This window comes from Chryseobacterium wanjuense (assembly GCF_900111495.1).
Classification (GTDB): Bacteria; Bacteroidota; Bacteroidia; order Flavobacteriales; family Weeksellaceae; genus Chryseobacterium; species Chryseobacterium wanjuense.
This window is the reverse complement of sequence record NZ_FOIU01000003.1, coordinates 188952-206273: the sequence shown is the minus strand read 5'-3', so window position 1 is coordinate 206273 and position 17322 is coordinate 188952. Positions and strand designations below refer to the sequence as shown.

Below are 17322 nucleotides of genomic sequence, written 5' to 3'. Positions count from 1 at the left end.
CTTAAAAATTTGAAAAAAATAGCCTACATAGAAATCGACACTCACGCCGAGATTGCCCAGTCTTTCATGGATATCATGCAGGATTCGCAGAAGTTTTTTGTTGATTTTTATCTTTCGGAAAAGATCAGAAATCAGGTGAATGACGGGGAGAATATTTTTCTGTCGGACAGTTCGATGATTCTGGATCAGCTGAAAAATAAGGCTTACGATTTGGTGATTATCGGAACTCTTCATCGTTATTTCAATACTTTTCAGGTTATTACACAAAAATACAATACTGCAGTTATTGTTCATAATCTTAATTTTACCCGTACATCAGGGTTGAGGTTGGTTAAAAATATTTTTAAAGCAGATATCATTTACCGGCTAAAATTATGGTGGAAAGAAGGACTTTTCAACGCATCAAAGATTTATCAGGAAACAAAAAATGTTTTGGTTTTGGATGAAGCATTATCTTCAGAAAGATTCAAATTTTTACCGATTTTTTATACTCAAAATTTTGAAAGATCTGAAAATCAGAATTTTGTTGTGGTAATTCCGGGTGGGGTTTCTCAGAAAAGAAGGGATTATGATCATATTTTTAATATGATACAAAACCTTAAAACCGACGAAAAGTATGAGTTCATATTCTTAGGCAAGGCAAAAGATCATGAATTGAAAAAACTTGAAAAAATAGCTATACAATTACCTTCAAATGTGGATGTTACGTATTTTTCCGAAAGAGTTTCACAAAAAGATTTTGACTTCTGGATGCGTAAAGCTAATGTTTTGTGGTGTCCGATCCAACCTGAAACTGAGTTTTTTAGCCAAAAAGAAATTTATGGAAAATCAAAAATGACCGGAAATTTAGGGGATGCTATCAAATACGGAAAATTAGCCGTTTTCCCTGAAAATTATCCCTGTCAATTAGATTTCATTATTCCCGAAAAGCAAGATATTTTAAAGCAATTTCAAGAGCTTAAAAACAAAGATTTTGATTTTCAGCTGAAATACAATAAAAATACAGTTCGTGAAAATTTAGAAAAGGTTTTAAACAGCCTGATTTCTATTTAAATTTAAGAATACTTTTAATAAAATTCTTGTTCAGATAATCCTCGATAGGAAAGACTTTGGTGAAATAATTCCCGATAAAAATCAACAGCAATACAACGGCTGGCTTGTAAATCAAATTGATGAAATTATTGGTGAAATTAGGCAGAACAATGGCCACCGTAATCGCCAGAGTACAGATAATAGATACAAAAATCATCTCAATAGTTAATGGCGAAACTTTGAACATAACGTAATTGAAAATGATTTTAATGACGTTATAAGTTGTTAAAGAAATCGCCGTAGACAAAGCGATTCCGATCAATTTCAGATCTGTATTTTTGATGAAATAAAGATTCAGGCTGATGGTTAATCCGGCCAGCAAAAGCATCACCACAATATTGAACTTGTAATATTTTGACAGAGAAATAATATTCCCGTTGAATCCCGTTGCCAAATCTACCAAAACCGCCGATCCCCAAATCCACACCACCGGCTCATATTCTCTCAGCATCACGCCGTTTTTAGGCATAAATTGCGTCAAAAAAGGAAATCCTACCATAATGCACGAAAACAAAACGGCACCTAGAAAATATAAAGTTAAAGATGTTTTTTTATGAAATTTATCAAGTCCTTCCATGTCTCCGTCTGCAAGATTTTTACTGATAATCGGAGCTGAAACATTGAATAAACCAAGCTGCGGGATAGAAATTAAAGAAATCAAAGCATATAAAACAGCATAAATCCCATTTTCCTCCATTCCCATAAATTCCCCGATCATCAAACTGTTGATCGCCAGATAATTTCCAAAAGTTCCTAAAAAACCGAAAAAGCTGTAATTAAAAAACTCCTTCCAGAAGCCATCTTTCTTGAAGTAATCTGTACTGAAATCCAGGTTTATTTTTTTCAGGGTATTGGTATAATAAATGTATCCGAAAAGCATCAACGCAAACATTCCGAAGAAAAATGCAAAGGCAATATTTTGAGACAAAGCAAAATAGAAAAACAGGCAAAAAGCCCCAAGATTAGCTATTTTAGGGAAAAGATTGTCAAAAATATTAGAGACAACTATTCTTTTGTAATTGGAAGTATATTTATTGAAAATGGCACAGAATGAAAGAATCAGAACCATCGGTAAAATGATTTCTTTGGCCTTCCATGCCTCTGAATACCTGAATTTTGGATAAAAATAAGGGAGAAGAAAAAATATTAACAAAAAAATGAGAAAGTTAACAAAAATCACAAGCAATGATAAAGAAAGCATATTCTGTTCTTTGCCGTCTTTCTCCACAGTATGAAAAAATTTCACATTAGAATACGAAATTCCCATCACCACAAACGGAACCAAAAATTCCGCGCTGGGAAGGATGTAGCGCAGTTTTCCGTAAAATTCAAAATCGTTCGGGAAAATGAAAATCGCGGAAATGGTACCCAACAAAAAACCCACATAACCAATAATGGAGTATTTGAATCCTTGTCTTGCTACTACACTCATGGCGTTTTAATGGTTTTTAGGGATAAAAATTATATTGTTGATGTATTCTTGCTTATTTTTTTCGTCATTTATGTTTTTTAGAAGAATTTCTTCCGTTATTTTCTCTAGTTCAAAAGTGTTTCTGTTGAGGTATTTTGCTTCATAACCCCAGGATTCCACTTCCGAAATTTCGTTCCAGATCGGGGTTTCGTGGTGTCTCTGTTCCATTTCGACCATTAAAGTCGGGGCAAATTGTTCGATGACTTTTCTGGCTCCGAACAACGTTTTCATCTCGTTGCCTTCGACGTCTATCTTAATGAAATCCAGTCTTTTGAAATGTTCTATCGCAGCCCAGTCGTCGAGTTTTATTACTTTTACCTTTTCGGTATGGCTCATTTCTTCGCCTTTTTCTTTGTAGGACGTGTTCAGCGTTCCTCGCGATGCAATTATTTTTCCGTTGATCACGGGAACTTTGAATTCCGCAGTGGTATTCTCGTCAGACAACGCCAGCGGAAGAATTCTCATTTTTGGAAATAATCTTTTTAGTCGTCTGTAAAGCTTTTGGTTGGGTTCAAAACCGTAGATGTGCTCATGATTCAGCTTGTTTTCCAACTGGTATAAAAACGTTCCCACGTTGGCGCCAATATCCAGAATCACAGCATTTTTAGGCAGATATTCTTTGATCCAGACCAATTCCGGTTCTACATTTTTAGCCGAAAAGTTGTCTTTATTAAGGTTGTTTAATTTCTTAAAATATCTCTTTTTATAAAAACTCGGACTGATATATTGTAGTGTTTCTGCAATTCTTCGGTATAAGGACATTGTTAGCTTTTTGACGAACAGCAAATATAAGCAAAAATGTTAAACTAATGTTAAAATTTTTAATTTGTAATCGATTGATTATCAGTTGTTAAATTAATTTAATCTTTTGCGCTCATTTTATTTTTAGGAGCTATTTCCCGCTATCCACTGTATCTTTTTGGTTACGGGCTCCGCTTCGCTCCGCCCGAACCAAAAAGGATGTCGTTCCTATCGGGGCTAGGGATAAAGTTCTGCGAATCAAAACCTGTTAGGTTTGAATCCACAAAGTTTGTCATCCTGAAAAGATCTAAACTCAATTTAATTTGAATGTCGAGATCTTTCCAGGATTATATTTTTAAAGTTAATTATTGATTTCCCTTACAAAAAAGGAGCATTCAAAAAATCATTCAAAGGCTTCATCAGCTTGAAAACTTTTGCCAGGTTTTTTACGGCATTTTTGTCTAAAACTTCCTCGTCTTTTAGCGAATACACCACAATGAAATTCTTCAGTTTAAGATATTCACCCATCGGATCTTCTTTTTCAAAACCCATCGGAACTTTTTTCAGTTTGTCATCCTGATCCAGCTCGGGAAAATGTTTTTTGAAATCTTTATTGTTTAGAATAGCAAGAAATTCTTCTCCATACAACGAAATTTCCTTTCTTATTTCTTTTAAGACGGAAGATTCCGGCATATAGATTCCTCCGGCGATGAAAGATTTTCCGGGTTCCAGATGAAGGTAATATCCGCCTTTCTGGCTGCCTTTTCCCATTCCCAAAGACGCGCCAAAATTGGTTTTATAAGGAATTTTATCCTTCGAGAATCTTGTGTCACGATAGATTCTGAACAGTGATTTTTTAGCGTCTATTTTTCCCAGTTCTTCATCAAATTCAGACATTTCTCTGATCAGGTCTTCAAGGAACGAAACTATATTTTCCTGAGATTCCGTATAAAGATTTTTATTTTCTGTAAACCACTCGCGGTTATTATTTTTAGTTAATTTCTTTAAAAACTCGAAAACTTTTGGAGAAAGTATTGCCTGCATATTTTTTTATTTTAATTCAAAAATAATTAAAAGTTTCATGCAACCCAATTTTTACTCAATCCAATCTCATAATCAGAAATGAAAACTTAGTAAAGTTTAAAAATGAGGACAATTATTAAATTAAAAATAAAAAAAATATGTTTTTTCTGCGGAAATTACAAAAGGATTGCATGTTTTGAATGTTAAATTATTGTTTCCGTAATAATACTTTAAATGTAATTCAAATATTAATTGTATCTTTGCAAAAATTTTAAAATATTTAATGAATTTATTTACGGAAACCAATTTAAGTCCTGACATTCTTAAGGCAATTGGCGAACTGGGCTACGAAAGCCCGACAGAAATCCAAAAACAGACTATCCCTTTTATTCTTTCAGATATTCGCGACTTGATCGCACTTGCGCAGACTGGGACAGGCAAAACTGCAGCGTTTTCGCTTCCGATTTTGGATATGATTGACGATACGAGTCGCAAAATCCAATTATTGGTGCTTTGTCCGACACGAGAATTATGTCTTCAGATTGCTAAAGACATAAAAAATTATTCTAAATACATGAAAGACATCAAAACTACTGCAGTTTATGGTGGAAGCAGTATTATGGAACAAATGAGATCTTTGAAGGATAAACCACAGATCATCGTGGGAACTCCGGGTAGAGTGATTGATTTAATCAACAGAAAAGCTTTAGATTTTTCAGCGATTCACTGGCTGGTATTAGACGAAGCTGATGAGATGCTTTCAATGGGCTTCAAAGACGAATTGGAAACAATTCTGAGTGAAACTCCTGAAACAAAACAGACTTTCTTGTTCTCGGCTACGATGAATAAAGAGGTGGAAAGAATTTCTAAAAACTATCTGACAAAACCGCACAGAATTTCTGTAGGTTCTATCAACGAGGTTAAAAAGAATATTAAGCACGAATATTACGTAGTAGGATACCGTCAGAAAAAAGAAGCTCTTAAGCGATTGATCGACGCAAACCCGAATCAGTATTCGATTATTTTCTGCAGAACCAGAATGGAAACTCAGGAGGTGGCAGATTATCTGATGCAGAACGGTTACGCCGCTGATGCCCTTCATGGTGACCTTTCTCAGGCGCAGAGAGACACGGTAATGAAGAAGTTCAGATTGAAGAATATCGATATTCTTGTCGCAACAGACGTTGCAGCGAGAGGTCTTGATGTAAACTCTCTGACTCACGTTATCCATTATTCTTTACCTGATGATCCTGAAGTATTCGTTCACAGAAGTGGTAGAACGGGTAGAGCAGGAAAAGACGGTATTTCAATGGCATTGATAAAGCCTGAAGAAAGCAGAAAATTAAAGCAAATCAAGTTTTCAACGAAAATTGATATTGTTGAAAATATTATTCCTTCGGGAGAAGAAATTATTAAAGCTCAAGTTGGCGGTGTTTTTGAAAGTCTTTTCGAAGTACACGAAGATTTCTTTGAATTTGATGATTCTTTAATTCCTGATTTGTCAGCTTTCTCAAAAGAAGAATTGGTTCACAAACTTCTTCAGTTCCAATTGAAAGATCTTGCGCTGTACTACAAAGACAGACATGATCTTATCGAGCAGAAACTGAGCACGAGAGATGATGACCCGAGAAGAGACAGAAGAGATCGTGACAGAGGAAGAGATCGCGACCGTGAGAGAGGAGGAGACAGAGACCGTAGTGCAAAACCGAGAAGAAGAAACGAAAACATGGTAAGATTTTTCTTCAACCTTGGTAAAAAAGATCAATTGAAAAAGCTTGATGTTTTAGATATTATCAATAAAGCAACATCCGGAAAAGGCAAAAAAAGAGCCGAAATCGGAGATATCGAGATCTTAGAGAAATTCTCTTTCTTCGAAGTTGAAAAATCTTTCAAAGACAATGTTTTAAGTAATATTGGATCGATGAAATTCAAAGGAAAGGAAATGAGAGCCGAAGTGGCAAACTAAAACTCTTATACTTATAAAATCAACCGGCTGAAAAGTCGGTTTTTTTGTTTGATAATCAGCTGTTAAGGCAATGTTAACAAAAATTAATGTTGTATGTTTTCAGGTAAGATCCTTTTTTAGGAAATTTGCACACGAATTATAAAAACTTAAAAATGGGAATTGGTAATATTTTCCACGCTTTTCAACCGAAAGATAAAATCTTCTTTGTACTGTTCGAGAAAGTAACAGAAAACCTTGTAGCAATGTCTGAGGAGTTCAACCACGGAATCAAAGATTTCGATCTAAACGACGATTCTATGTTGAAAAAGATGAGCGATTACGAACACAAAAATGATGAATTAACACACGAGATCTTCGTAGAACTGGGGAAAAACTTCATTACTCCTTTCGACAGAGAAGATATCCACACGTTAGCAACAGGATTAGACGATATCGCAGATTATATCTACGCTTCTACAAAATACATTTTCTTATACAAATCGCCTGAAATGAAGGCTTATTCGGATTTCTCATTACTGATTCACAAGGCATGTCTTGAAATTCAGAATGCCATGAAAAACCTGAAAGGTTTCAAAAACATGGAGCAGGTAAAAGAAGCTTGTATTAAAGTAAATTCTATTGAAAATATTGCCGACGATTTGCTTTCGAACTCAATGGTAGAATTATTCGAAACCAACGACGCTATCAATATCATCAAAGTTTCATCTGTACTTAATTATCTTGAAGTAGTAACTGACAAAGCAGAGGATGTTGCCAACACGATTGAGAACATCATGATTAAATACGCTTAATTAATAATTATAATTAACAATGGAATTTCCGGTTTTACTTATAGTTATTATTGCACTGGCGCTGATCTTCGACTATATCAATGGTTTTCATGATGCAGCCAACTCAATTGCGACTATAGTTTCTACAAAAGTTTTAACTCCATTCCAGGCTGTACTTTGGGCAGCACTTTGGAACTTCGCGGCTTTCTTTTTAGCGGCTTATGTGATTGGAGAATTTAAAATTGGTAACACGATTGCCAAGACAGTGAATGAAAATTTTATCACCCTTGAAGTAATATTCTCCGGGCTTGTCGCTGCCATTTTATGGAATCTTTTAACATGGTGGTTTGGTATTCCTTCTTCGTCTTCCCACACGTTGATCGGAGGTTTTTTGGGAGCGGCTCTTATGCATGCTTTCATGATGGATTATCACGATGTAGCTGCGGCTCAGCCAGCTTTAGGGTTCTGGGATACTTGCAAGGAAGCATTCAATCAGGTGACGCATCAGAGCGTTGTGAAATTTGAAAAAGTAATTCCTATTTTCTTATTCATTTTCCTGGCTCCGATCATAGGGATGATTATTTCGATCATTATTACATTAATTATTGTTCACCTATATAAAAAATCAAACCCGCATAAAGCAGACAAGTCTTTCAAAAGATTGCAGCTGGTTTCTTCAGCGTTGTTCAGTTTAGGACACGGTCTGAATGATGCTCAGAAAGTAATGGGGATCATCGGTGCAGCATTAATTTATTATCACGTTGAAATGCTTCACGACCCGATTTATCTGGATATTCCTGCTGCAGGACGCTTCGATTATTTCGCAGAACATTATCTTTGGGTTCCTTTGGTATCGTTTTTAGCGATTGGTTTGGGAACCATGAGTGGTGGTTGGAAAATCATCAAAACAATGGGTACTAAAATCACGAAAGTAACTTCACTGGAAGGGGTAAGCGCCGAAACTGCAGGAGCAATTACTCTATTCATTACAGATCACTTTGGTATTCCTGTTTCTACAACACATACGATTACAGGTTCTATCATCGGGGTTGGTTTGACGAAAAGAATCTCTGCCGTAAGATGGGGAATCACCGTAAGCTTACTTTGGGCTTGGGTTCTTACGATTCCGATTTCAGCAATTGTTGCAGGAGTGACTTATCTTTTGGTAACATTTTTAACGTAAACAGAAATTTAAAATAGTATATAAAACTTTGCTCAATTGGGCAAAGTTTTTTTTGTTTTAAGGATACTATATTGTTGAAAATTAAGTTTAATGCTTAGTTAATATTGATTATTAAACCATGAAAATTAAGTTAGGAACTCTGCTTTTTTTAGTAGTAAACAATATTCTTTATTCTCAATCGAATACTTTAAAATCACAGTATGAGGCCATCTATAGAATTAAAAGTTTTGATGATACTTTATCAAAAAATAATGCAGTAGAAGAAAATTTGTCTTTATTAATCAAAGATCAAAAATCCTTATTCAGAAGTACACAAAAGGCAATCAGCGATTCTATTGCAATGTCAATAGGAAAAAAAAGTGTTGAAAATGCAATAAATGGGAAAGTTGTGGTGGACATGAGAAATGTTCCAAGAACTTATTTCAAATCGGAAGTTTTCTCTGACAATGGAAAACAAACCATTTACAAAGAATTGATGAGAAACAAATTTTCATTTCCTTTGGAAGATCCTATACAATGGAAAGTAGGAAGTGAAACAAAAATGATCGAGTCATATCTCTGCAAAAAAGCTACAGGAAAATATAAAGGCAGACATTATATTGCATGGTTTACAGAATCGATTCCTATTCCGGATGGTCCTTATGTTTTTAAAGGGTTACCTGGATTGGTGCTTGAAGTTTATGATCCGAATGATAATATTCATTTTACCATGATAAGCTTTAAAAAAGTTGTAAAACCAATGACCTTAATGAAAGATGTATTCGCGACAAAATACTCCACGTTTTATAAAGCAAGACAAAATAGTATAGATAATGCTGCAGGTGTGCTTTCCAATCAAACTGGAATTACTTTAAAACCTGTCGATATTGCCAGGATTAACAGCAATGCCAAACGCGTAAATAATTATCTCGACTAAAATAATTTGAAAATAAACTTTGCTCAATTGGGCAAAGTTTTTTGTTTTATAAAGCCCTGAAAAATTGTATTTTTGTTCAAACTATTAGAACTTATGGAATTTTTAGACAGATACCAACAGATTGTTGCTGATGCCATTGGCAAATATACTTTCAAAGACAAGCCGGCAGAGTTATACGAGCCGATGAACTACATTATTTCTCATGGAGGAAAACGTCTTCGTCCGATCATGGTTTTGATGGCTTGCGATTTATTCGGCGGCGATTTGAAAGAGGCCATTAAACCTGCTCTGGCAATCGAATTTTTCCATAACTTCACCCTCATCCACGACGATATTATGGATGAAGCTCCTTTGAGAAGAAATAAGCCTACAATTCACACTTTACACGGAATCAACGTAGGAATTCTTTCAGGAGACGGACTGATGTTGAAAGCCTACAAATTTTTCGAAGATCTGGAGCCTGAAATTTTCAAGGCGTGTATCAGGATTTTCACGCATACAGGTCTGCTTTTATGTGAAGGTCAGCAGTATGACATCAATTTTGAAACTCAGGAAGATGTAACTTTTGATGATTATATCAGAATGATTACCTATAAAACAGGGGTTTTAAGTGCATCTTCATTCGAAATCGGAGCATTAATTGCAAAGGCGAATTTCAAGGACGCAAAAGCCATTTTCAACTTCGGAAAACATATCGGAATTGCCTTCCAGATTATGGATGATTATCTTGATGTCTTCGGAGATCAGGCACAATTTGGGAAGAAACATGCCGGTGATATTTACGAAAATAAAAAGACGGTTCTTTATCTTATGGCCAGAGAACACGCCACGGAAGAGGAAAGAAAAGAGCTTGATTACTGGTATTCTAAAAAAACAGACAATATCGATAAGGTTTACGGCGTAGAAAAGATTTTCAGAAGAACAAAAGTGGACGAAAAAGCGTTGAGATTAATTGAAAAACACAACGAAATCGGCCAAAGCTACCTTCAAAAAATTGATATTCCGGAAGAAAAGAAAAAACCATTCGCAGAACTGGCAAATTATTTATTGAGAAGAGAAAGCTAAAAACGTGAAATTCAGGACGGAAGTTGAGATTAAAGAATCGAAGAAGAAAATTGAAGTTGAAGATAAAATATTTTCAATAGGTTCGTGCTTCGCCTCTGAGATGTCGGATCTGTTTCAACAAGGGCAGCTGCAGACGGTGAATAATCCTTTTGGAACAATTTTTAATCCTTTTTCGATTAATAATTCCATTAAAAAGCTTCATGATTCCGAGTTTTATAAAGAAGAAGATCTGATTGCTTTTAGTGATGAATACATTTCGCTGGATCACCACACAAGTTTTGATACACGATACATTCATCAGACATTAAATAAAATTAATGCTAATATTGTGGAGGGAAATCATTTTCTTCAGGATGCCAACTGGGTGATTGTAACGTACGGAACTTCATTTATTTATGAATTTATTCCCAAACAAAAGCTGGTCGCTAACTGTCATAAAATTCCACAGAAATTTTTTGAGAAGAGATTGTTATCGCAACAGGAACTTACGGATTCTATCTATGATACGATTCTAAACTTAAAAGATATCTGTAAAGACGATGTACAGATCTTGTTTACGGTTTCACCGGTTCGTCATACAAAGGATGGAATGGTTGAAAATCAATTAAGTAAGTCAAAATTAATCACGGCGGTTCATGACATTATTTCACAATTTGAAAACTGTCATTACCTTCCGGTTTATGAGATTTTGATGGATGATCTGCGGGATTACCGTTTTTATAAAGAAGATATGATTCATCCTAATAATCAGGCGGTTAATTATATTTTTGATACATTTGGAAATGCTTACTTTTCTGAGGAAACAAAAGATTTTATTAAAGAAAATTTTAAAATTAATAAAGCTTTGGCTCACAGATCCGACGACGAAAAAGATCCTAAGTATATTGAGTTTAAGGAAAAATTAAACCAAAGAATTGAAGCTCAGCGACAAAAAGTAAAACATAAAATATTTAATAGTTATGAATTATGAGTATAAATTTTTAACTCGAAATACATAACTCGAAACTCGAAACTGAAATGATCGATACACATACACATTTATACGCAGAAGAATTTGATGAAGACAGAAAAGAAATGATTCAAAGAGCGGTAGATAAGGGAATTACAGAATTTTATCTGCCTGCCATCGACTCAGAATCGCACGAAAAAATGCTGCAGCTGGAAGCCGAATATCCGAATCAGATTTTCTCGATGATGGGCCTTCACCCTTGTTATGTAAAGCCTGAAACATGGGAAAAAGAATTGGAAATCGTAAAAGATTACCTCGATCAAAGAGCTTTTCCGGCCATCGGAGAAATCGGAATTGATTTGTATTGGGATAAAACGACTTTAGATATTCAGGTAAAAGCTTTCGAACAGCAGATTGATTGGGCGATTGAGAAAGATTTACCGATCGTTATTCATACAAGGGAAAGTTTTGATGAAACTTTTGAAGTATTGGAAAGGAAAAAACATCCGAAGCTTCGCGGGATTTTCCACTGTTTTTCAGGAAATCTGGAACAGGCAAAACATGCGATTGATCTCAATTTTATCTTAGGAATTGGTGGGGTAGTGACCTTCAAAAACGGTAAAATCGATCAGTTTCTGCATGAAATTCCTCTTGAAAAAATCGTCCTGGAAACTGATTCTCCTTATCTGGCTCCGGTTCCACACCGCGGAAAGCGGAATGAAAGCTCGTATCTTGATCTGGTTGCCGGAAAGCTGGTGAATATTTATGGTAAAGATTTTTCGGAAATTGATAGGATTACAACTGAGAATGCCAAAAATATGTTTAATAATAAATGATGAAAGCGACAATTTCCAAAATTTTAAGACAAACCAGGCTATTATTTTTAGCGGATAAATTAAGATTTTATATTCAAAAATATAAGAATCAGGCTAAAAACAAGTCCTTTCAGTCAAGTCATAAAGAATTTGTGTTCCCTCCCGATTATTTGATGTATGAGTCTTTTAACATCAGCTACGAAAGCTATTACAAAAGTGGTAAGGCTGCTGCAGAAAGGTTTATTAAAAGCTTTAGAAAATACAATTCGGCAGAAAATGTTAAAGTTTTGGATTGGGGATGTGGGCCTGCAAGGGTGGTAAGACATATTCCGGGAATCGTACCGAATGGATCTGTTTACGGGACAGATTACAACCAAAATTCAATAGAATGGAACAAAAAAAATATTGCAGATGTTGATTTCAATTTAAATGGCTTACAAGCAGATCTGCCTTATGAAGACAGTTTTTTTGATTTTATTTACGGAATTTCAATTTTCACCGATCTTTCCGAACAGCTGCACTACGAATGGAAAAATGAATTGACCAGAGTGCTGAAAAAAGATGGTATTCTTCTCTTGTCGTTGCAAGGAAATCTGTTTAAAACTATTCTTACAGACAATGAAATCAGGGATTTTGAAAATGGAAATTTGGTTGTCAGAGGAAATGTAAAAGAAGGACATAGAACATATTCGGCTTTTCATCCTGAAAATTTTGTGAAAAAGCTGTTCTCCGACTACGAAATTCTGGAACATACAGATTCTTTTATCAATAATAATGGAAAACCCGAACAGGATATCTGGATATTAAAGAAAAAATAAGCCTCCCAATCCGGAAGGCTTTCATTTTATTTTTTTCTAGTAAAATTCTTATTTTTCGGCTTTTTAAAACCAACCGCCGGAGTTGATGCTCCAGGTTTTTTCTTATTTTTCTGAGGTCTTGGGGCATTTGATGATGGAGTTCTTCCACTGCCTGCAGCTGTAGGTTTGTTATTCGAATCTCTTTTCTGTGCAACCAGATCGTCAGTGTGAAACGGGTGATTTTTCACCACAGGAATTTTCATCCCGATCAGCTTTTCGGTGTTTTTCAGATTCAGTAGATCAAGTCCGTCTACGAATGAAATGGAAGTTCCCTCTGCACCAGCTCTTCCCGTTCTTCCGATCCTGTGAACATACGTCTCAGAAACATCAGAAAGCTCAAAATTGATCACATATTTCAGCTCATCGATATCAATTCCCCTCGCTGCGATGTCTGTGGCAACAAGAATCCTTGTTTTCCCGGATTTAAAATTATTAAGGGCATTCTGTCTCGCATTCTGCGATTTATCCCCATGAATGGCTTCTGTCGAAATATTACTTTTCTGAAGTTTCTGCGCAATTTTATTGGCTCCATGCTTCGTTCTCGAAAATACCAAAACAGAATCTGAAATATCATTTTTAAGAATATGAACAAGCAGATTTATTTTATCTTCCCTTTCCACCATATAAACAGATTGTTTAATGGTTTCCGCCGTTGAAGAAACGGGTGTCACCTCCACTTTTACGGGATTGTTTAATATAGAATCTGCCAGTTTTTGGATTTCTGCAGGCATTGTAGCCGAGAAAAACAGGGTCTGTCTTTTTTGAGGTAAAAGTTTAATAATTCTTTTTACATCGTGTACAAAACCCATGTCTAGCATTCTGTCTGCTTCGTCAAGGACAAAAATTTCAAGGTTTTTAAGACTGATAATTCCTTGGGAAATAAAGTCCAGCAATCTTCCGGGAGTCGCCACCAGAATATCAACCCCTTTTTTCAGGGCAGCTTCCTGGTTTCCTTGTTTTACTCCTCCGAAAATAACAAGATGTTTTAAAGGTAAATATTTTCCGTAAGCTTTAATATTTTCTTCAATTTGTATCGCCAATTCTCTCGTCGGCGTTAAAATTAAAGCCTTAATATTTTTGTTTGGAGTTTTATTTTTTGTAAGATTCTGTAAAATGGGAATAGCAAAAGCAGCAGTTTTTCCTGTTCCTGTCTGTGCGCATCCTAAAAAATCTTTACCTTTCAAGATCTCAGGAATCGATTTTTCCTGAATAGGAGTAGGATTCACATATCCCTGCTCATGAATTGCTTTTGCAATAGGTTCTATTAATTGTAGGTCTGTAAAATTCAAATGAATTGTTTTTAATTAAAATAAAAATTCCTTCAAAAAGAAGGAATTATATTTTGCAAAGGTAGTTTAATTATTTTAAAGTGAATTATTTCACTTTTGTCCATTGTTGGTTTTTTCTCAAATCTTCGAAAAACTTATACACTTCGGATAGTTTTTCACTTCCGTGCTTTCCATAATCTTCAACATGTTTTGAAGTTCCGTCGGCGAAATTAATTCTTAAATGTGAAGACGGAAGGTCTGTAACGTTTTTTTCTCCGTATTTATCATTTAAATTTTTCACATCTAAACCGTCCAATAAAGCAACCAGTTTGTTATAATCTTCTTGTTTGATGGTTCCTTTAAAAGTTCCTTCGCGAGGTTTAGAAAATTCGTCTTTTGATGGTTTATCATTAAAATTAAAATGCTCTGCTTCAAAAACTGCCGTTCTGTCCGGATTGATGGTCATTTTAAAAACAGGACAAAATCCAAAACAAGGCGTTGCTTCATATTCGATTTTAGAATATTTTGAAGTTGATTTTTGAGAAGTGCATGAAAAAAATAATATAAATGCACAAAGACTAAGTAAATATTTCATAGTTTAAATTTGGATTGGGTTCTTTCAATAATTGTTCCAAAAGATATTTTTAAATGAAAATTAATGTTAAGTTTATAAAATACTTTTAAATAGGAGGGTTTAACGATTTTATTAAATTAAATGAAATAAAAAAAGTACACCCGAAAGTGTACTTTATTATGTTTTATAAATTACTTAATTTTTATCCGTGAAGCTGTTTCCAGATCGCATCTTTCAATTCTACAAGACCTTCACCTGTAACGCCTGAGAAAAACAAAGGCTGTTTATTTTCAGGGAATTCGGCAGCGATTTCTTTTTTCAGTTCATCATCCAGCAAATCGGATTTTGAAATGGAAATGATGAAATCTTTATCCAGAAGTTCCGGATTATATTCTTTCAATTCATTTTCCAGAATTTTAAACTCCTGAAAATGATTTTCAGAATCAGCAGGAATCAAAAACAAAAGGATTGAATTTCTTTCGATATGTCTTAAGAATCTGTGTCCTAACCCCTTACCTTCTGCAGCTCCTTCAATAATTCCAGGAATATCGGCCATTACAAAAGATTTATAATTTCTGTAATCAACGATACCCAAATTCGGTGTTAATGTTGTGAACGCATAATCTGCAATTTTAGGTTTTGCAGCAGAAACAGATGCTAAAAGAGTAGATTTTCCCGCATTCGGGAAACCTACCAAACCTACATCAGCTAAAATTTTAAGCTCGAAAACAACATAACCTTCCTGGCCATCCATTCCCGGTTGGGCGAATCTGGGAGTCTGATTGGTAGAGGATTTGAAATGCTCATTTCCTTTTCCTCCCATTCCTCCTTCCATCAGGATGATTTCCTGGCCGTCTTCAAGGATTTCACCGATAATTTCACCTTCTTCATTTTTAGCGATGGTTCCGATCGGAACTTCAATATAGACATCTGCTCCATAAGCTCCGGTTAACTGGTTTTTTCCTCCGTTTTCACCACGTTCAGCTTTTACGTGACGGGTGTATCGAAGGGGAAGTAAAGTCCATTCATTGGCATTTCCTTTCATGATCACGTGACCTCCACGACCTCCGTCTCCACCATCAGGACCACCTTTTGGGATATACTTTTCACGGCGAAGATGGGCAGAACCTGCACCTCCGTGACCGCTTTTACAATGAATCTTTACGTAATCTACAAAATTAGACATATATTATTTGTTGCGAGTTGCGAGTTACGGGATAGGAAACTCGAATCCCGTCCCCCGAATCCCGATTATTTTACTTTTTCTACTTCAGCGAAAAGTTTTTCGGAAATTTCGTTGATATCTCCTACACCATTGATCTCTACATACTTACCTTGTTGTTTGTACAGTTCGGCTACTTCAGCTGTTTTTGCGTAGTATTCTTTTATTCTGTTTTCAATGATCTCAACATTGCTGTCGTCTGATCTTCCGCTTATTTCGCCTCTTTTCAGCAATCTTTCAACCAAAATTTTATCTTCCACTACCAAAGAAAGACAAACGTCGATCTCGTCATTCAGTTCTTCTTTTACGATTTTTTCCAATGCTTCTGTCTGTACAGCGGTTCTTGGATATCCGTCGAAAATAAATCCTGCCGCGTCGGTAGGTTTTCTGATCTCATCAATCAGCATATCTGTTGTTACCTGATCAGGAACCAATTCTCCTTTATCGATGTATGATTTTGCCAGTCTCCCAAGTTCGGTATCATTTTTCATATTAAATCTGAAAAGGTCACCTGTTGAGATTTGCTTTAAATTAAATTTCTCGATCAGATTTTGAGCCTGAGTTCCTTTTCCACTTCCTGGAGGGCCGAACAGAACAATGTTTATCATAATGTTGATGATGCCTTAGGCTGTAGGCAATATGCTTTAGGCCTTTTAGCTTTTTTAGTTAATATTTTACTTTTACTTAGATCTATTTTTAAAGCTAATAGCCAGAAGCTAAAAGCTCATAGCAATTTTTTAATGATTGATTTGTCCTTCTGCTAGCTGATACAGATTCGGTAAATTTCTTCCCAATTCATCATAATCCAGTCCGTATCCAAGAACAAATTTATTTGGAATTTCCTTTCCGATATAATCCAGCTTGAAATCTTTCTTATACACCTCCGGTTTCAGTAAAAAAGAAGCGATTTTTACAGACTTCGGACGCTGCGTTTCATTAAAATATTTGAAAAGACTTTCAACCGTATTTCCCGTATCCACAATATCTTCTACCAAGATGATGTGACGGTCTTTTACGTCTTTCGTAAGTTCCATTTTCTGGTAAACAATCCCCGTAGATTCAGTTCCCGCATAAGAACTCATCTGGATAAAAGCGATCTCGCAATTTCCCGGATAATGTTTCAAAAGGTCTGAGAAGAACATGATCACTCCATTCAAAACCCCAATGAAAACAGGAACTTCATCCTTGTAATCTTCATAAATTTTTAAAGCCGTTTCCTTTACGATCTCCTGAATTTCGGCATCCTGCAAATAAGGAACGAAAGTTTTGTCGTGAACTTTAATACTTTCCATAAAATTTTTAGTAGGCGGCAAAGTTACGGAATTTTGATGAAAGTTTTTTAAGGTTTCAGGGTAAGAGTGTTTTAGAGTTTTAGGGTAAATGGGTTTAATGTGGGGTTGTGTCATTCAG

General features: G+C 35.4%; 17 protein-coding genes. 9 read left to right on the top strand and 8 right to left on the bottom strand.

Annotated features, from left to right (window positions below; genetic code table 11):
- The first annotated feature begins 9 nt into the window (after positions 1 to 9).
- Complete coding sequence (locus tag BMX24_RS17465) at positions 10 to 1053, top strand: hypothetical protein (RefSeq protein WP_089795066.1); 1044 nt, start codon at positions 10 to 12, stop codon at positions 1051 to 1053.
- Here the strand turns inward: BMX24_RS17465 and BMX24_RS17460 are convergent.
- The 3 genes from BMX24_RS17460 to BMX24_RS17450 form a co-directional block, all read right to left on the bottom strand.
- A complete protein-coding gene (locus BMX24_RS17460; protein WP_089795064.1) occupies positions 1046 to 2524 on the bottom strand; it encodes a lipopolysaccharide biosynthesis protein in 1479 nt (492 codons plus the stop codon). The two genes, BMX24_RS17465 and BMX24_RS17460, sit on opposite strands and share 8 nt — an antisense overlap.
- Positions 2525 to 2530: 6 nt before the next feature.
- A complete protein-coding gene (locus BMX24_RS17455; RefSeq protein WP_089795062.1) occupies positions 2531 to 3325 on the bottom strand; it encodes an FkbM family methyltransferase in 795 nt (264 codons plus the stop codon).
- A gap of 357 nt (positions 3326 to 3682) precedes the next feature.
- Complete coding sequence (locus BMX24_RS17450) at positions 3683 to 4348, bottom strand: DUF2461 domain-containing protein (RefSeq protein ID WP_089795060.1); 666 nt, start codon at positions 4346 to 4348, stop codon at positions 3683 to 3685.
- Positions 4349 to 4610: 262 nt separating this feature from the next.
- On the opposite strand from BMX24_RS17450, the gene BMX24_RS17440 reads away from it, so the two are divergent.
- The 8 genes from BMX24_RS17440 to BMX24_RS17405 all read left to right on the top strand — a co-directional run bounded on the left by BMX24_RS17440 (position 4611) and on the right by BMX24_RS17405 (position 12809).
- Positions 4611 to 6293, top strand: a complete 1683-nt coding sequence (locus BMX24_RS17440) for a DEAD/DEAH box helicase (RefSeq protein WP_089795056.1) — start codon at positions 4611 to 4613, stop codon at positions 6291 to 6293.
- A 152-nt stretch (positions 6294 to 6445) separates the two neighbouring features.
- Positions 6446 to 7084: a DUF47 domain-containing protein gene (locus BMX24_RS17435; RefSeq protein WP_076392175.1), complete on the top strand. Its 639-nt coding sequence runs from the start codon at positions 6446 to 6448 to the stop codon at positions 7082 to 7084.
- A gap of 19 nt (positions 7085 to 7103) precedes the next feature.
- Complete coding sequence (locus BMX24_RS17430) at positions 7104 to 8246, top strand: inorganic phosphate transporter (protein ID WP_089795054.1); 1143 nt, start codon at positions 7104 to 7106, stop codon at positions 8244 to 8246.
- Positions 8247 to 8364: 118 nt separating this feature from the next.
- On the top strand, positions 8365 to 9162 hold the full coding sequence (locus BMX24_RS17425) for a GLPGLI family protein (RefSeq protein WP_089795052.1): 798 nt from the start codon (positions 8365 to 8367) through the stop codon (positions 9160 to 9162).
- Positions 9163 to 9255: 93 nt separating this feature from the next.
- The gene (locus BMX24_RS17420; protein WP_089795047.1) at positions 9256 to 10227 is read left to right on the top strand and encodes a polyprenyl synthetase family protein; all 972 of its coding nucleotides are present in this window, start codon (positions 9256 to 9258) and stop codon (positions 10225 to 10227) included.
- Between the two features lie 4 nt (positions 10228 to 10231).
- Positions 10232 to 11197, top strand: a complete 966-nt coding sequence (locus BMX24_RS17415) for a GSCFA domain-containing protein (protein ID WP_089795046.1) — start codon at positions 10232 to 10234, stop codon at positions 11195 to 11197.
- A 47-nt stretch (positions 11198 to 11244) separates the two neighbouring features.
- A complete protein-coding gene (locus BMX24_RS17410; RefSeq protein ID WP_089795044.1) occupies positions 11245 to 12012 on the top strand; it encodes a TatD family hydrolase in 768 nt (255 codons plus the stop codon).
- Entirely contained in the window at positions 12009 to 12809 is an 801-nt protein-coding gene (locus BMX24_RS17405) for a class I SAM-dependent methyltransferase (RefSeq protein ID WP_089795043.1), read from the top strand. Before BMX24_RS17410 ends, BMX24_RS17405 begins: the two co-directional genes overlap by 4 nt.
- Before the next feature lie 26 nt (positions 12810 to 12835).
- Here BMX24_RS17405 and BMX24_RS17400 read toward each other — a convergent pair whose 3' ends face one another.
- The 5 genes from BMX24_RS17400 to hpt all read right to left on the bottom strand — a co-directional run bounded on the left by BMX24_RS17400 (position 12836) and on the right by hpt (position 17204).
- Positions 12836 to 14137, bottom strand: a complete 1302-nt coding sequence (locus tag BMX24_RS17400; RefSeq protein WP_089795041.1) for a DEAD/DEAH box helicase — start codon at positions 14135 to 14137, stop codon at positions 12836 to 12838.
- 85 nt (positions 14138 to 14222) lie between these two features.
- Positions 14223 to 14711 carry a DUF6438 domain-containing protein gene (locus BMX24_RS17395; RefSeq protein ID WP_089795039.1) on the bottom strand — a complete coding sequence of 163 codons (489 nt, stop codon included), beginning with the start codon at positions 14709 to 14711 and terminating at the stop codon, positions 14223 to 14225.
- 181 nt (positions 14712 to 14892) lie between these two features.
- Positions 14893 to 15876 carry a GTPase ObgE gene (obgE, locus tag BMX24_RS17390; RefSeq protein WP_089795037.1) on the bottom strand — a complete coding sequence of 328 codons (984 nt, stop codon included), beginning with the start codon at positions 15874 to 15876 and terminating at the stop codon, positions 14893 to 14895.
- Between the two features lie 65 nt (positions 15877 to 15941).
- Positions 15942 to 16520, bottom strand: coding sequence for an adenylate kinase (locus BMX24_RS17385; RefSeq protein ID WP_089795035.1), 579 nt, complete (start codon positions 16518 to 16520; stop codon positions 15942 to 15944).
- A 129-nt stretch (positions 16521 to 16649) separates the two neighbouring features.
- Positions 16650 to 17204, bottom strand: a complete 555-nt coding sequence (gene hpt, locus BMX24_RS17380) for a hypoxanthine phosphoribosyltransferase (RefSeq protein ID WP_089795033.1) — start codon at positions 17202 to 17204, stop codon at positions 16650 to 16652.
- Between the last annotated feature and the right edge of the window lie 118 nt (positions 17205 to 17322).

Excerpts from the sequence above, each read along its gene's own strand:
- BMX24_RS17395 (WP_089795039.1), bottom strand. The coding sequence starts at position 14,711 with ATGAAATATTTACTTAGTCTTTGTGCATTTATATTATTTTTTTCATGC.
- BMX24_RS17430 (WP_089795054.1), top strand. The coding sequence starts at position 7,104 with ATGGAATTTCCGGTTTTACTTATAGTTATTATTGCACTGGCGCTGATC.
- BMX24_RS17460 (WP_089795064.1), bottom strand. The coding sequence starts at position 2,524 with ATGAGTGTAGTAGCAAGACAAGGATTCAAATACTCCATTATTGGTTAT.
- BMX24_RS17410 (WP_089795044.1), top strand. The coding sequence starts at position 11,245 with ATGATCGATACACATACACATTTATACGCAGAAGAATTTGATGAAGAC.
- BMX24_RS17420 (WP_089795047.1), top strand. The coding sequence starts at position 9,256 with ATGGAATTTTTAGACAGATACCAACAGATTGTTGCTGATGCCATTGGC.
- BMX24_RS17455 (WP_089795062.1), bottom strand. The coding sequence starts at position 3,325 with ATGTCCTTATACCGAAGAATTGCAGAAACACTACAATATATCAGTCCG.
- BMX24_RS17450 (WP_089795060.1), bottom strand. The coding sequence starts at position 4,348 with ATGCAGGCAATACTTTCTCCAAAAGTTTTCGAGTTTTTAAAGAAATTA.
- BMX24_RS17425 (WP_089795052.1), top strand. The coding sequence starts at position 8,365 with ATGAAAATTAAGTTAGGAACTCTGCTTTTTTTAGTAGTAAACAATATT.
- BMX24_RS17405 (WP_089795043.1), top strand. The coding sequence starts at position 12,009 with ATGATGAAAGCGACAATTTCCAAAATTTTAAGACAAACCAGGCTATTA.
- BMX24_RS17385 (WP_089795035.1), bottom strand. The coding sequence starts at position 16,520 with ATGATAAACATTGTTCTGTTCGGCCCTCCAGGAAGTGGAAAAGGAACT.
- obgE (WP_089795037.1), bottom strand. The coding sequence starts at position 15,876 with ATGTCTAATTTTGTAGATTACGTAAAGATTCATTGTAAAAGCGGTCAC.
- hpt (WP_089795033.1), bottom strand. The coding sequence starts at position 17,204 with ATGGAAAGTATTAAAGTTCACGACAAAACTTTCGTTCCTTATTTGCAG.
- BMX24_RS17435 (WP_076392175.1), top strand. The coding sequence starts at position 6,446 with ATGGGAATTGGTAATATTTTCCACGCTTTTCAACCGAAAGATAAAATC.
- BMX24_RS17440 (WP_089795056.1), top strand. The coding sequence starts at position 4,611 with ATGAATTTATTTACGGAAACCAATTTAAGTCCTGACATTCTTAAGGCA.